This is a genomic window from Epilithonimonas tenax DSM 16811 (assembly GCF_000428485.1).
In the GTDB taxonomy this organism is placed as follows: domain Bacteria; phylum Bacteroidota; class Bacteroidia; order Flavobacteriales; family Weeksellaceae; genus Epilithonimonas; species Epilithonimonas tenax.
In genome coordinates this window covers 67,280-82,740 of the sequence record NZ_AUAA01000007.1, presented here as the reverse complement: position 1 = coordinate 82,740, position 15,461 = coordinate 67,280, and the positions used below count along the sequence as shown (strand labels likewise).

The window sequence follows — 15,461 nt, the reverse complement described above, 5'->3', positions numbered from 1 at the left end:
ATTGATGACAATAGATATCTTAAAATCACTTTACGATCGGGATTTGAAGCGTTTACAGGTCGAAATCGAATCGTATCAAAATGAAGAATCGCTTTGGGAAATCGATAAAAATATTTCAAATTCCGGGGGCAATCTTTGCCTTCATTTGCTTGGGAATCTTAATACTTACATCGGTGCAGAACTTGGTAAAACTCGTTATGAGAGACAACGAGATTTGGAATTTTCATTGAAAAACATTCCAAAAACCGAGCTTCTTGAAAAACTTGAAAATCTAGTACAAATCATCAATTCTACATTAGAAAGATTGTCCGAAGAAGATTTGAAAAAGCAGTATCCAACAGAAGCGTTAGGTTACAGCATGACAACCGGATATTTCCTAATCCATTTGCTTTTACATCTCAATTATCATCTTGGTCAAATCAATTACCACAGGCGATTTTTGGACATTTAATTACTTTTCAAAAAGCCTTTTCGTAATATAGTCCTTTTCCTGACTTCCTCTCGCGGGAGAATATTCCCGTCCGTAAAAAATGATTTGAAGATGTAATTTGTTCCAGACACTTTCTTTCCAAATACTTTTGGCATCTCTCTCGGTTTCCACCACGTTTTTTCCGGACGTCAGTTTCCATTGGGTCATCAGTCTATGGATGTGCGTGTCAACAGGAAACGCAGGAAACCCAAAACCCTGACTCATCACCACAGACGCCGTTTTGTGACCCACGCCAGCGAGTTCTTCCAATTCTTCGTAAGTGTCAGGAACCACGGAGTTGTGCTTCTCCACAAGAACTTCCGCCATCTTTTTCAGGTTTTTTGCTTTGGAATTGGAAAGGCCTATTTCCTTAATCAGTTCCTTGATTTCCCCTACACTCAGCTTTGCCATTTTCTCTGGTGTATCGGCGACGGCGAAGAGAGCAGGCGTCACTTGGTTCACTTTTTTGTCGGTCGTCTGGGCAGAAAGAGCAACAGCCACCATCAGTGTATAAGCATCTTTGTGCTCCAATGGAATTGGAACTTCGGGATATAATTTTTCCAATTCTTCCTGAACTATTTTTGCTCTTTGTTTTTTCGTCATTTTGATGGTAACTTTGTGGTACAAAAATAGAAATTATGTTGAACGTAGGCGATTCTTTACCGGCATTTATCGGAACAAATCAGAACGGAGAATCAATCGATTCTCAAAAATTAATTGGAAAGAAACTTGTCGTTTTCTTTTATCCAAAAGCAAGCACGCCTGGTTGTACTGCAGAAGCTTGTAATCTGCGAGACAATGATTCGGTTTTAAAACAGAATGGTTTTCAGCTGATTGGCGTCAGTGCAGATTCCGAAAAACGTCAGAAGAGTTTTTCTGATAAATATGAATTGCCGTTTGATGTGATTGCAGATGAAGACCACGATGTCATCAACAAATTTGGTGTTTGGCAGTTGAAAAAGTTTATGGGCAAAGAATTGATGGGAATCGTAAGAATGACTTTTGTCTTTGATGAAAAAGGGATTTGCATCCAAGTCATTGATAAAGTGAAAACCAAAGACCACGCAGCGCAGATTTTGGAATCATTTATTTGATGGGAATCCAGATTTCTTCCTGAGAATTTTCATCAAATGGATCATAATCTTCTCCGAAAACTTCAAAATGTGGTCTGTTGTCCACCTCAAAATTGTTTTCGGGAATGAAGGTTTGAAAGATGTAACTGAAAATTTCCGAACCCTTGTCCGCTTTTCCTTGGTGAGAGAAAACCAGATATTTTCCGGCTTCTAATGCAAAGGTTTCAAAGTCAGTTGGGATATGTTCGAAATCAGAAACTTCGGCAAGTGCGTATTTGGTGAAGGATTGATCGGGTGTGAAATTCTCCGGATAGATTTGGAGAGAAATTAGTCTGTCAGAAAGTCGGTTGGTGATCTCCTTTCGCCGCGACATCAATTGTCTCCAGACGAGTGCCGTTTTGTTATCCTGAAAAGACGTTGTGATACTAAAACCAATGAGTTTCTTTGCTTTAGTAGAATCTATTCTGTGACGTAAATTCATATTAATTTTCGTAATACAGCAATTCCTCAGTCTCATCCGGAAGTGTGACAAATTTTTGAAACTTCAAACCGAGTTTTTCAATTAATTTTTGGGAGGAGATGTTATCCTTTGAAGTAATGGCGCAAAGTTTTGAAACGCCAAAATCAGCGGCCGCAATTTCTTTCAGATTAGAAGCGGCTTCGTAAGCATAACCTTTCCCTTCGAACTCTGGGAAGAAAGAAAATCCAATGTCAAGAACCTCCAAACCTTCGCGTTCAAAAATGCCTACAGCACCGATTTTCTGATCCAGTTCTTTGTGAATGACCACATAATTACCGAATCCCAATTTTTCGATTTGCGGACGAAATCTGTTCTGAATGTATTGTTCTGCATCTTGCTTTGTCCGGAGCTTCCGGTCACCGATAAAGCGGATGAATGTTGGTAGATTATAAAGTTTCAAAAAGAAATCTGCGTCTTCCAAATCAGCAGGTTTCAAAATCATTCTTTCGGTTTCGTAATTTTCCATTAATCAAAAATAAAAAAATTTTATGGAACGATGACCGTAAAAATATAAGCCAATAGATTTACCAGTAGAACTACGCCATAAAGAATGTTTGTTTTTCCACGGCTCAGGGAAAGCATCACCGTGTAAAGTGACAAGGCCAGAAGAACCATAGATTTGATGTCAAGTCCCAAAACCAGAGGCATTTCATAAATAATAGAAACGATGGCAACGCAAGGAATGGTAAGTCCAATACTGGCAATGGCAGAACCTAAGGCCAGATTAAGGCTGGTTTGGAACTGGTTTCTTCTCGCTGCTTTTAGGGCTGCCATTCCTTCTGGTAAAAGAACCACTGCTGCAATGATGACGCCTACTAAAGCCTGTGGTGCTCCGAGGCCGTGAACTGCCGACTCGATAGTTGGAGAAAGTGATTTTGCCAGAACCACGACAACGCCCAAGCAAATGATTAAGAAGCCCAGACTCAGGAAGCTTTCCACATTGGTGGGTGGTTCTGCGTGTGGCTGGTCATCATTTTCCGGTAGGAAATAATTTCTGTGCCGCACGGTCTGGACCATTAGAAAGGTAGCATAGATGACCAAGGCGGCAACGGAAAAGAAGATCAGTTGAGCTGTGCTGAATGTTGCAGAGAGTTCTGTCGTGGTGTAATTGGGTAGGATCAAGGTCATCACAACAATAGCCACCAAACTTATCAGAGCCATGTTTCCAGAAGTTCTGGCGAAGAACTGTTCTTTGAATTTGAGTCCGCCCACGAGAAGGCAAGCACCGAGAATACCATTAAGAATCAACATGACGGCTGCAAAAACGGTGTCTCTGGCCAGGGTGCTTGTTTCTTTTCCTCCAGCAACCATCAGAGATACTATCAAGCCCACCTCCAGCACTGTAATGGCGATTGCCAAAATGATCGTTCCAAAAGGTTCGCCTACTTTGTGTGCGACTACTTCGGCGTGATGCACCGCTCCTAAAACCGAAGCGATGAGTAATAGGCTGCCTAAGCCAGCCAACCAGCCGTTGTTATCCACTAATCCTAATAAGTAGTAAGCAAGGGATAATAATGGGAAAATATAAGACCAGTGAAGGAGGGATTTTAAACTCATAAAAAAGGATTTCTGTAATTTACAAAAAATTAATTAAGCAGTGTTTTGTCTGTTTTCCACAACAAAAAAGCCACCAGAATTGGTGGCTTGTGTATTATTTGTTAAAAAAATTATTTTACCAAAGTTAATTCGCTGATGAGTCTGGTTGCACCAGCGTATTTGTCGATGATCCAAAGTACGTAACGAACATCCACGTTGATCGTTCTCTGTAAATTTGGTTCGAAAACGATGTCGCCACTTAAAGCTTCACTGTTTCCGTCAAAAGCAAGACCTAGCAGATTCCCGTTTCCATCTATGATTGGAGAACCAGAATTACCTCCGGTGATATCATTATTTGACAAGAAGTTAATGGGCAGAAATCCACCTTTTTTATCCGCATACTGTCCGTAATCTTTCTTTTTTGCAAGGTCTAAAACTTTTTGTGGAAGATCAAATTCCTCGTCGCCTTTTTTGTATTTGGCAACCATCCCGTTGAGGTCTGTATAGTAGTTTTCTTTGATGCCTTTGTAGCTTCTGTCTGCTCTTTCCGGCAGTGTCTGTACAGTTCCGTAAGTCAATCTCATGGTAGAGTTAGCATCCGGATAGAATACTTTTTCCGGTTGTGCTTTTCTAAGTCCGTCTAGGAAGAGTCTGCTGTTTTTAGCAAAGTTTTCATCAATCTTGGCAAATTTTTCAGAACCCAATTTTTGGTCTTCGACTACGCCGTTTACGAATTGTCTCAGTTTGTCGCCATCAATTTTCAACCTATCTGGGTTTTCTATAAAAGCCAAAGCTGATTTTTTGTTAGCAAAAACAGACTCGTAAGCCAAAGTTGAAAGGTTGTTGATGTCGGCTGCCAAGATAGTTGGAGAAGCAAATTCTTTTGACACTTTAGCTTTGTAAAGGGATGCTAGTTTAACCAGCATATCGCCTTCCACATTGTCGTGGAAACCGTCGTAAGCTTTTTCAACAGCCTCAAGAACTTTTGGTTTCATGGCTGCTTTTCCAGCTTCGTCCTGATCTGCATAAGTTTTGAATAAGCTTCCTAGCTGGAAAGTTGTGCCGATATAATGTGCATTTCTTTGTAAAATAGAAGCATAATTACGCTCCACATTTCTTCCGGATATCTGTTGGTAGTACGCTTTGATTTCCGGTAAAACGCTGTAATAGGTTTGCTCATTAGGAGACTGAGCGGCCCATTGGGTATAGATTTGCTCTGTTTTTTGTTTTTCAGCAACCGTTCCATTTTTCTTCACAGCGTCTATGGTTCCCTGTCTGTTTTTCCAGTAATTGGCAACACTTGCGTACTGAGAAGCATAATCCAACTGCGTCGCTTTGTCTTTGTCCATGTATTTCTTCATCACATCCATTGCTACTTTAGAAGATTCTACCCAAGCCGGATAATCTTTGTCAACCATTTGCTCTATTCCATAAGAAGTCAGATAACGGTTGGTTCTTCCCGGATAGCCCAGGATCATTGTAAAATCACCTGGTTTGTAGCCTTTAAGAGAAACTGGCAAATGGTGTTTTGGTTTTAGAGGAACGTTGGTTTCAGAATATTCTGCAGGGTTTCCGTTGGCATCACCGTAAGCACGGAACACTGCGAAATCTGCCGTGTGTCTTGGCCATTCCCAGTTATCTGTGTCACCACCAAATTTACCTAAAGAAGAAGGTGGTGCGCCAACAAGACGGATGTCTTTGTAATCCTGGTAGACAAAATAATAGAACTCATTACCGTTGAAGAAATCTTTCACGACCACTGTGTATTTTCCGTTCTCAGAGTTTTCGGTCTGGATCGCTTTATATTCTGCATCTATCACCGTTTTTCTTTCGGCTGCCGACATGGTGTTGTTCAGTTTGGCGTTGATTCTTGCAGAGGCATTGTCCATTCTTACAAGAAATCTGACGAAAAGACCTTTTGCATTGAACTCATCTTTTGGCATCATAGCCCAGAATCCGTTTTTCAAATAGTCTTTTTCAGGTGTCGAAGCTGCTGCAACAGCATCGTAACCACAGTGGTGATTGGTGAAGATCAAACCTTGGCTGGAAACCATCTCGCCTGTACAGAAACCGCCGAAACTTACGATGGCATCTTTCAAACTGGAATTGTTGACAGAGTAGATTTCTTCCGGAGTCAGGTGTAGACCTTGTTTCTGCATGTCTACGCCGTTCAGACGTTTTACAAGCATTAGAAGCCACATTCCTTCGTCTGCCCGCATCTGCGTATAACCTACAAGCAAGGTTAAGACTAATAATATTTTTCTCATAACTAAAAATTATTTTAAAGGGCTAATTTAATCATTATTTTAAATCTAATGGTATGAATTTGGATAAGACATAAAGCAAAGTTCGTCCTATGAAATTTCTAAGATCAATCGGTGTTTTATCATTAATATTACTTCTTGCAAATTCTTGCAAATCATCAAATAATTCTATATCAGGAATGCAAAATCTTCATAAAAAATGGATGCTTGTTGAATATAAAGATTTCACAAAAGCAGACCTGATCAAGATGGAAGCACACATCGATCTTACAAAAAATGCTGAAGCGGCTAAGCGTTACACCGCGAAAATGGGCTGTAACAATATGTTTTTCACGGGAGAATTTGAAAAAGGAAAAGCAAAATTCTCAGGCGTTGGTTCTACAATGATGTATTGTCAGGATCGGATGAAACTAGAAGAATCATTTGTTCAAGAATTGCCCCATATGACGCAATACAAAATCGAAGGACATTTTTTAACTATTTCAAATGCCAACGGCGATAAAATGAAATTTATTGAGCCTGATTGGGACTGAGCAATAATGGATGCGTGATAATTGATGAATGATTTCATTGGCGACTGAAAACATTAAATCTTAAAAATTAATAAGGCCTTTGCGTCAATATATTAATACAATCAAACCAAAATAAAATTAATTATGAAAAGAAGTGCAAAAGCGGTCTGGAAAGGCACAGTAAAAGAAGGGAGTGGTGTAATCTCTACACAAAGTACAGTTCTAAATGAAACGCAATATTCTTTTAAAAGCAGATTCGAAGAAGGTGTTGGGACCAATCCAGAAGAATTATTGGCAGCAGCTCACGCAGGTTGTTTTACGATGAAAACTTCAGCCTTGTTGTCAGAAGCTGGATATAATCCTGAAACTTTGGAAACAGATTGTAAAATCAGCTTGGTAGACGGGAAAATCACGTTGTCAGAATTGACTTTAACTGCTAAAGTTCCTGGAATCTCAGAAGATGAGTTTCAGAAAATTGCTAAAGAAGCCAAAGAAAATTGTCCCGTAAGTCAGGCTTTCAGTTTCGAAAAAACATGGACGGCAACTTTATCTTAATTTAAAAAATCGACTTTCAAATTTTAAATAGAAAATAAAAACCAAAGTTCATCTTTGGTTTTTTTGTCTAAAAATAGTATCTTGTCAGAATCAGAAAATTATAGAATTTAATGCTAGAAAAAAAAGAACATCAGTACGAAAAGGCCATTTTGGTAGGTTTGATTACCCAAAATCAAAGTGAAGATAAACTGATAGAATATATGGATGAACTGGAGTTTTTGGCTTTCACAGCCGGTGCTACAGTGGCCAAACGTTTTACACAGAGATTGACTCAGCCGGATTCCAAAACTTTTGTTGGAAAAGGAAAAATGGAAGAGATCCGCGATTATGCGAAAGAAAACGGAATCGGAACTGTTATTTTCGATGATGAATTGTCGCCTTCCCAATTGAAAAATCTGGAACGTGAGATGGAAGTCAAAATTCTTGACAGAACCAATCTGATTCTCGATATTTTCGCCCAGAGAGCTCAGACTTCTTACGCAAGAACTCAGGTGGAATTGGCTCAATATCAGTATCTTCTTCCCAGGTTGACCAGGATGTGGACCCACCTCGAAAGACAAAAAGGGGGAATCGGGATGCGCGGACCTGGGGAAACAGAGATAGAAACGGATAGGAGGATCATCCGTGACCGTATCACATTGTTGAAGGAAAAACTCAAAGTGATCGATAAGCAAATGGGAACCCAACGTAATAACCGTGGCAAAATGGTGCGTGTTGCGCTTGTGGGTTATACCAATGTTGGAAAATCAACCTTGATGAACGCCTTATCGAAATCTGACGTTTTCGCTGAAAATAAATTGTTTGCAACGCTGGATACCACAGTTCGTAAAGTGGTGATCGGAAATTTACCTTTCCTTTTGACGGACACCGTAGGATTCATCAGAAAATTACCGACACAGTTGGTAGAGAGTTTCAAATCGACTCTAGATGAGGTGCGTGAAGCAGATCTGCTGATTCACGTGGTGGATATTTCTCACGAGAGTTTCGAAGACCATATTAATTCAGTTAATGAGATCCTTCAGGAAATTGATGCGCATCAGAAACCGATGATTATGGTTTTCAATAAAATTGATGATTTCAGTTACGAGAAAAAGGACGAAGACGATTTGACGCCTGGTTCCAACAGAAACATCTCACTAGAAGAATGGATGAAAACCTGGATGGCAAAATCCAAATTCCCAACCGTTTTCATTTCTGCCTTAACGAAAGAGAATTTTGTCGAAATGAAGAAGATGATTTATGACGAGGTCCACAGGATTCATATTTCCCGTTTTCCTTACAACGACTTGTTGTTTGAGTATTTTGAGGATGAAGAAGAAAATTAACACCATAAACAAACCATAAAAATAATGTTGAGCCGGTTGTATCAGAAATCTATCAACTGTCAAGCATCACACCAAAATTAATGGAGTTATATTACTCATTCTCAGTTCTTATCGTTTTAGCATCTGTGTTTGCATATCTCAATCACAGGATTCTGAAACTTCCCAGCGCCATTGGGATTATGGTCATTGCCATTGTGGTTTCGGTTACTTTGGTGGCTTCGGGCGATAATTTTTTACCTAGGACGACAACTCACCTGACCAACTTAATCAACAATTTTGATTTTACAGAAGTGCTGATGGGTGCAATGCTTAATTTTCTTCTGTTTGCGGGAGGTATTCATATTAACATAAAGGATCTTCGGGAACAGTTTGGTCCTGTTTTGATATTCTCCACTGTTGGTGTCATCATTTCCACATTTGCTGTTGGATTTGGCACCTATTACCTTTTGCCGGTCGTAGGAATTTCGATGCCCTTTATCTATTGTCTGCTTTTCGGAGCTTTGATTTCGCCTACAGATCCTGTCGCCGTTCTCAGTATTTTGAAGCAAGCGAATGTTTCAAAATCTCTGGAAACCAAAGTGGCTGGTGAATCCTTATTTAATGACGGGATGGCTGTTGTGGTGTTCGCCGTGGTGTTACAGCTGGCGATTGGAAACGAAGTTGCTCTCACTGTAGAAAGTATAGGATTGTTGTTGCTGAAAGAAGCGGGTGGCGGTTTGCTATTGGGCGTGTTTTTAGGATATTCTGCTTCCAGAGCAATGCGTGTTGTAGATGATTATATCATCTCTGTCCTTATTACATTATCCGTTGTGATGGGCGGCTATCTTATTGCGCATCAGTTTCATATTTCTGCACCTTTGGCCATGGTTGCTGCAGGATTGTTTATGGGAAATTTCAGCGAGAGTTTCAAAATGAAATCCGAAACTCAGGATTATCTGATTAAATTCTGGGAACTGATTGATGAAATAATGAACGCCGTTTTGTTCCTTTTTATCGGCTTCGAACTGCTGTTAATTAAGGATCTAAATGACTATCTTGTTGCTGGCGGTATTTGCATTATGATTGTATTACTGGCACGTTGGGTGGCGATTTTTGTTCCTACAAAATTTATGTCATTAAGATATCGATTCAGTCCACAAACTGTAAAAGTGTTGGTTTGGGGCGGCATCCGTGGTGGTGTTTCCATTGCTTTGGCTTTATCTATTCCTCAGAATGAATATAATAAAATTATCATCAGTATCACCTACTGTGTCGTTGTGTTTTCTATTGTAGTTCAGGGTCTTACAATTGGAAAGGTTGCGAATCCTAAGAAAATAGCCACGGAAGAGAAAACCTTGAAAGAAATTATTTAAAGTTGAAAATGAAAGTCATAGACATCGAAAACTGGAACAGGAAAGAGCATTATCATTTCTTTTCCGGAATGAAAAGTCCCTATTTTGGAATCGTAACAGAAGTGGATTGTACAGACACTTTTCAGTTGGCAAAAGATAAAAATGAGTCCTTTTTTGCGCACTACCTACACAAGTCGATGATAGCCGTCAATGCTGTTGAAGAATTTGGTTATCGGATTGTTGGTGAGGAGGTTATAGCCTTTGACGTGCTGCACGCAGGTTCTACGATTGGACGAAATGACGGAACGTTTAGTTTCTCTTATTTCGAATATTCTGATGATTTTCAAATCTTTAACCAAAACTTGCAAAAAGAAATTGATGAGGTTCAAAATTCAACTGGTTTAAGGATTAAAAACGAATCGCTTCCGCCCAATCATATTCGACATTCTACAATGCCTTGGACTAATTTTACAGGTTTGCTGCATCCGACAGATTTTGACCCAAAAGAATCGATTCCTAAAATTGTGTTTGGAAAATTCTCAGAAAAAAACGGTCGGAAAATGATGCCAATTTCCATAGAAGCACATCACGGTTTGATGGATGGTTTTCATCTGGCCAAGTATCTTGAGGTATTTCAGAAGGAATTAAATTTGAAATAAATGGGTTGCTCAGCAGAAATAAAGCAAGCGCTCGCAGTCCTCTCCATTCCAGAGAAGGCTCAATTCTATCCCAGATTTTTCAAGACAGGAAAAGGAGAATATGGCGAAGGTGATATTTTTATTGGCGTCACAGTCCCAGATCAGAGAAAGGTGGCGAAAGAATTTTATAACAACATATCTCTCAAAGAATTGAGTGCACTTTTGTCTTCCAAAATTCATGAGCACCGTTTGACAGCCTTATTGATTTTGGTAATGAAGTTTGAAAAGTCAAAAGAAAAATCCCGGCAAAAAGAAATCATCAACTTCTATTTGAATCATCTCGACTTCATTAATAATTGGGATTTGGTAGACACGTCGTGTTATAAGATATTGGGTCGGTATTGTTTTGAAAATCAAGAACCAAAGCTTCTGATTCATCTGTCCGCGTCCGAGAATATGTGGCATAAAAGGATGGCAATTGTCGGAACAATGTATCACGTCAAGAAAGGAAGTTTTGAACTTACGAAAGAATTTGCTTTAAGAAATCTTCACCATCCACACGATCTGATGCACAAAGCCAACGGCTGGCTTCTCCGCGAAATGGGCAATAAGAATGAACCCGAATTGCTGGCTTTCCTAGACCAATATTACAAAGAAATGCCAAAAACATGCCTCAGATATGCGATAGAAAAATTGGATGAGAATTTGCGTCAGGATTATTTGAAAGGAAGAATCTGATCGAAGGCCGTTTTTTTGAGTACAAAACAAGACTCTTTTAGCGTAGAAAAATTATCTTTGTTTAAATCTAAAACCAATTTCTGTGAAAAAACTGATCAAATATGTTGTTGTCCTTTGTGTTTTTATCAGCTTGACAAGTTGTTTTGATATTATTGATAAAATAAGTCTCAAAGCCGATGGCAGCGGCGAATATGATGTCATCCTGAATGCCAGCAAAAGCAAAACCCGCCTGCAATCGATCTCGAAAATGGAAACCATCAACGGCAAAAAAGTGCCGAAAAAATCCGAGATCGAAGCTAAAGTTAATCAAGCTTCTGCGATTTTTAAAAGTGTCGCGGGAATTAGCAATGTGAAAACCAGTCTGGACTTCGATAATTTTATCATCAAATTAAGCTGCAATTTCAAAAAGATCGAAAATATCAATGCTGGTCTGGAACAATTAAAGGCTAAAAACATCATCGGAAAAACAGTTCCTACGCAACTGTATAAGAATAATGTGGCAGAAAAAACCTTGATCAGAAACAAGATTGGCAGCTACAAAAACGAGTACGACAAGCTGAGCAAAGCAGATCAGGAAGTGTTCAGCAATGCAACGTACACGTCAATTATTCAGTTCGGAAATTTGATAAAATCGCAAACCAACAATGCCTACGCAATGTCGCCCAACAAAAAGGCGGTAAAGCTGAGTGGCAATATGCTGGATTTTATCCTTCAGAAAAAACAGGTTCAAAATAACATTTCTCTACAATAAACAACACCAATTATGAAACCAACTCTATTCAAAAAACAACTTCTATTTTTCTTGATACTCTGTAGCGGTTTTGCGTTGTCTCAGAAGACCATCCTGGTTCCAAACGATGCCGTTTTTTATATGGAAGTCAACGGAAAAGAGATCAATAGCAAGGCGAATTGGGAAAAATTGAATCCGATTTTACAAAGTTTAAACAAAAATAATCTGGATAAACCGACGTGGAAAGATTTCTCTGATACAGGAATCCAGAAGGATGCGAAACAGTACCACTATGTCAGTTTCAATGATTCTATCAAAGCTTACACGGCGCATTTGATTTTGGAAGATGCTGTCAAATTTGTAGAATTTATGAAGGTGTCTGCGAAGAAAGACCTCGAGATGACCAAAAAAGAGCAGTATTCGTTTATCAATTTGAATAACGACACTTTTGTGGCCTGGAATGGTAAACGGGCGGTGGTCAGCGGTATTAGTTATACGAGAAAATTTCCAAAATCTGATTTTGAACGTGCCGCAGACAGTACCGCTGTGGTGGTAGATGTGGAAGAGCCTCCAATGATTGACAGTGCCTATGCAGAAGCAGATTCTACTGATGACGAGCCGGAAAAACCTTTTAATTATAAAGATGAGATCAAGGCTTTGAAAGAAGAGATCAAATATCAAAAAGAAGACATCAAAGAGCACAACACGGAAATTGTACGTCTGCAAAAAGATATCAAATACCTGGAAAAGCACCACCAATATCCGGAAGAGAAAAAAGCCGAAGATGATACGGAAGATGAAGACATCGCTTCTGCAAAACCAACAGAAGAATATGATGAAGAAGCGGAAGATCTTGCCTACAAAAAAGAACTGGATTCTATCGAGGCAGCAGATTTCAAAATCGTGAAAGCCTTTGCTGAAAGAGGTTTTGATCAATATTTTAATTCTAATATGACGGTAGAAGCTCCCAAGGAAATGCTGAAGTTTCAGGATCCAAAATCTGACATTTTTGTTTACACCAATTACGGAGAGATCTTCAAAAATGGCCTTTACAAAGAGTTGATGAAGCTTTACAGTTTTGGTGATCTTCTGGACAATCTTTACAACGCCAATTCTTCATATAACCTGTATTTTGATAAAGACAAAGTACGACTAGTGAATCAGTATCAGCATCGAAACAACGATACTCAAAAGCATTTTGCGGCCGTTTATCAGGGAAAAAAGAATAAAAAACTGATGTCTTTGATCTCCGACAAAAGTGTGGCGTATTACGCCGTGAATCTGGATGGTTACAAGTATTTTGATTTGATGTACAAGCTCTTCGAAGGTCATTCCGGTAAGGGTAAGTATCAGAAAGAACTGGCGTTGATAATGGAAACGGTGAAGATCGTACTGGATGAAGAAGCCATCGCCAAGATCGCGCCAGGCAACGGGATCTTTGTCCTGAACGCGCTGAATACCAAAAAAGTAGAGTACACAGATTACGACTATGATGACAATTACAACAGCAAGGAAATTAAAAAAACGAAAGAAGTCGTAGTGCCTGATTTTACATTCGCTTTTGCCACGCAGAACGACAACTACTGGAAACACGTTTTTGATGTCTTGACGTCTAACAAAGAATTGTCTGAGCAGTTCGGTAAAAATGGTGACATCTATTATTTGAAAAATGACAAAAAAAGCAGCCACTACATAGATCAGCTATTCTTTACCGTCAAGGACGGTATCGTTTATATGAGCTCCTCTTTGGAAAATCTGCTGATCAGAAAACAATCACAGGATTCCGGAAAATGGGCCAAAGAAGCCAGCAAACATTCAGCGTCAGGAAGCATCAATATGCAACAACTGATGCAAGGTCTGGAAAAAGAATTCAAAACAGTTTCCGATAAAAGTGCACTGGATCTGTTCCGGAAAAATGTGGGCGATATTGACTTCAAAACCGATGTGAAGGGTGAAAGCCTGGAAACAGAGTTCAACTACACCACACCCAATTCTTCCGAAAACAGCCTCATGTATTTCTTTGATTTTTGTAATGATCTCATCAAGATTTCTGAACCTAAAACAACATCAGAATTGTAGATGAAAAAAAGTTGGATCATTGTTCTGCTTGCCTCTCTTGTCGCAGTAGTTGGCTATGTTCTGTGGTCTCTCAAAGATCAAGAACTGAGATTCGTGCCCGGAAATGCCGATACGGTTGCTTTGATCGATGTCAAAAAACTGTCGCAGCAATACAGCTTCACTTTGGCAAAACATCCTTCAAAATGGTTTGGAACGCAGGCGCACTCAGTCCAAAAAAATGGAATAAAAATTCCTGATTACATCCAGGTCTTTCATTTACAAAACACGGGTTTTAACCAATGGTACAGCATTTTTGATATTTCCGATAAAGATGAACTTTTGAGTTTTCTGCAGTCGAATGGTTTTAAAATAAGCAAAAACAACACCTATACAAAGGCGCCATTCTCCGTGAAAATGGATGGCTCGAGAGTGGTAGTCGGTTTGGCTCACAAAGATTTTGAAAAGGTAACAGACGGTTTGGCGCATTCTCAGACCAAAAGCTTGTACGCTGATCAATTGATCCATCATTCTGTGGCCAGCGTTTCTTATCTCGCAAAATCAAAGATTTTCAATTTTGCAGTCTATCTCAATGATGATCAGATCCAGATCAAAACGGAAACAGCAGATGATAAGTTCTCATCCATGGCTTCAGATCTGGATAAAACAACCGCATTTTTGAAACTGAATTTAGATGCAACTCATACGAAAATGACCGCCCTATTAGTCAACAAAAAATGGAATGATTCTTTGGGAATCCATTCCGTTGCCGCCGTTGCAGAACTAGAAATGGTGAATGATAAGATCATCACTTACGGCTATGATGACAATTTCAATGCGGTAGAAAAAGTGAGTGACCAGAAAATCATACAGCCCAATTATAACATTTCTTTACAAAGTTCTGATGCGGAGAAAACCTGGTCACACTTCGTAAACAAAAAGTGGATCAATACCCAAAATCAATTCACGGCCATTCCATTCCAGCCCAATGTCATTCAGAAAAACGGCAACAAAATTTCTATCAAATCGAAAAGAAAAGAATTAGACTTTGGGAAGAGCTCGTCAGGAAATTATATTTTTATAAAAAATAATGCGTTATTACTTAATTCTGTCAAATCGCTTTCGTCTCGCGAAAAGCAGGCATTAGCGGCGATCAATTATGTCTTTTACGGAAACAAAGCTGATAGCTATGATCTGACTGTACAATTCAAAAAAGAAACATTACCGCTTATTCTCAGATGGTAAATTAAGATCAATATGCAGACACATTTTTTAGAAATATTCTTTTTCAGAACCGCTGTACATTACGTTTTACATCTGGCTTTCCCTATGGTTATTGCCTTGGTGTTTTTTAAAAAAGATTGGAAAAAAGCCTACTTTATCTTCCTTGGGACCATGCTGGTGGATGCGGATCATTTGCTCAGCACACCCATTTTTTCGCCAGACCGTTGCAGTATCAATTTTCACTTGTTGCACACCTTCTGGGCAATGGGACTTTACGCTTTGCTCTTGTTTTTCAAAGGTGTTCCCAGGATCATCGGCGTTGGACTGCTCTTCCATATGCTCACAGACTGGATAGATTGGGAGTTGCACTTTATGGGTTTCTGATCCGTTATTGGGGCAGCTTATCCGTCCTCCATTCCCGCTTTTTTGTTTTTTCTCAAAAAAGAAAAAGAGCTCCATTCAGGCCGGGCTGCAGCCGATTGGGTAGGAGA

17 protein-coding genes are annotated in these 15,461 nt (G+C 39.4%); 12 read left to right on the top strand and 5 right to left on the bottom strand.

Going from position 1 to position 15,461, the window contains the following annotated elements:
- Positions 1-4 precede the first annotated feature (4 nt).
- Positions 5-451, top strand: coding sequence for a DUF1572 family protein (locus tag F564_RS0105150; protein WP_028121678.1), 447 nt, complete (start codon positions 5-7; stop codon positions 449-451).
- Here the strand turns inward: F564_RS0105150 and F564_RS0105145 are convergent, their stop codons facing one another.
- Complete coding sequence (locus tag F564_RS0105145; protein WP_028121677.1) at positions 452-1,072, bottom strand: endonuclease III domain-containing protein; 621 nt, start codon at positions 1,070-1,072, stop codon at positions 452-454.
- A gap of 35 nt (positions 1,073-1,107) precedes the next feature.
- Here F564_RS0105145 and bcp point away from each other — a divergent pair, with 35 nt between their 5' ends.
- Positions 1,108-1,563 carry a thioredoxin-dependent thiol peroxidase gene (bcp, locus tag F564_RS0105140; RefSeq protein WP_028121676.1) on the top strand — a complete coding sequence of 152 codons (456 nt, stop codon included), beginning with the start codon at positions 1,108-1,110 and terminating at the stop codon, positions 1,561-1,563.
- Here the strand turns inward: bcp and F564_RS0105135 are convergent.
- The 4 genes from F564_RS0105135 to F564_RS0105120 all read right to left on the bottom strand — a co-directional run bounded on the left by F564_RS0105135 (position 1,556) and on the right by F564_RS0105120 (position 5,865).
- Positions 1,556-2,023 (bottom strand): GyrI-like domain-containing protein, encoded by a 468-nt coding sequence (locus F564_RS0105135; RefSeq protein WP_034980786.1) that lies wholly within the window; start codon positions 2,021-2,023, stop codon positions 1,556-1,558. The two genes, bcp and F564_RS0105135, sit on opposite strands and share 8 nt — an antisense overlap.
- 1 nt (position 2,024) lies before the next feature.
- The gene (locus tag F564_RS0105130) at positions 2,025-2,528 is read right to left on the bottom strand and encodes a GNAT family N-acetyltransferase (RefSeq protein WP_028121674.1); all 504 of its coding nucleotides are present in this window, start codon (positions 2,526-2,528) and stop codon (positions 2,025-2,027) included.
- 20 nt (positions 2,529-2,548) lie between these two features.
- On the bottom strand, positions 2,549-3,619 hold the full coding sequence (locus tag F564_RS0105125; RefSeq protein WP_028121673.1) for a calcium:proton antiporter: 1,071 nt from the start codon (positions 3,617-3,619) through the stop codon (positions 2,549-2,551).
- A gap of 110 nt (positions 3,620-3,729) precedes the next feature.
- Positions 3,730-5,865: a S46 family peptidase gene (locus F564_RS0105120; RefSeq protein WP_028121672.1), complete on the bottom strand. Its 2,136-nt coding sequence runs from the start codon at positions 5,863-5,865 to the stop codon at positions 3,730-3,732.
- Positions 5,866-5,954: 89 nt separating this feature from the next.
- On the opposite strand from F564_RS0105120, the gene F564_RS0105115 reads away from it, so the two are divergent.
- From F564_RS0105115 to F564_RS18725, 10 genes are all read left to right on the top strand, one after another.
- The gene (locus tag F564_RS0105115) at positions 5,955-6,395 is read left to right on the top strand and encodes an META domain-containing protein (protein ID WP_034980784.1); all 441 of its coding nucleotides are present in this window, start codon (positions 5,955-5,957) and stop codon (positions 6,393-6,395) included.
- A gap of 123 nt (positions 6,396-6,518) precedes the next feature.
- Positions 6,519-6,929, top strand: coding sequence for an OsmC family protein (locus F564_RS0105110; RefSeq protein WP_028121670.1), 411 nt, complete (start codon positions 6,519-6,521; stop codon positions 6,927-6,929).
- Positions 6,930-7,039: 110 nt separating this feature from the next.
- Entirely contained in the window at positions 7,040-8,254 is a 1,215-nt protein-coding gene (gene hflX, locus F564_RS0105105) for a GTPase HflX (protein ID WP_028121669.1), read from the top strand.
- An 80-nt stretch (positions 8,255-8,334) separates the two neighbouring features.
- On the top strand, positions 8,335-9,606 hold the full coding sequence (locus F564_RS0105100) for a cation:proton antiporter (protein ID WP_028121668.1): 1,272 nt from the start codon (positions 8,335-8,337) through the stop codon (positions 9,604-9,606).
- 8 nt (positions 9,607-9,614) lie between these two features.
- Positions 9,615-10,244 (top strand): chloramphenicol acetyltransferase, encoded by a 630-nt coding sequence (locus F564_RS0105095; RefSeq protein WP_028121667.1) that lies wholly within the window; start codon positions 9,615-9,617, stop codon positions 10,242-10,244.
- The gene (locus F564_RS0105090) at positions 10,245-10,961 is read left to right on the top strand and encodes a DNA alkylation repair protein (protein ID WP_028121666.1); all 717 of its coding nucleotides are present in this window, start codon (positions 10,245-10,247) and stop codon (positions 10,959-10,961) included.
- 82 nt (positions 10,962-11,043) lie between these two features.
- Entirely contained in the window at positions 11,044-11,712 is a 669-nt protein-coding gene (locus tag F564_RS0105085) for a hypothetical protein (protein WP_028121665.1), read from the top strand.
- Positions 11,713-11,724: 12 nt separating this feature from the next.
- Positions 11,725-13,770, top strand: a complete 2,046-nt coding sequence (locus F564_RS0105080; protein WP_028121664.1) for a hypothetical protein — start codon at positions 11,725-11,727, stop codon at positions 13,768-13,770.
- Entirely contained in the window at positions 13,771-14,991 is a 1,221-nt protein-coding gene (locus F564_RS0105075; RefSeq protein WP_028121663.1) for a hypothetical protein, read from the top strand.
- 12 nt (positions 14,992-15,003) lie between these two features.
- Entirely contained in the window at positions 15,004-15,354 is a 351-nt protein-coding gene (locus tag F564_RS18725) for a DUF6122 family protein (protein WP_034980781.1), read from the top strand.
- Positions 15,355-15,461: the final 107 nt, after the last annotated feature.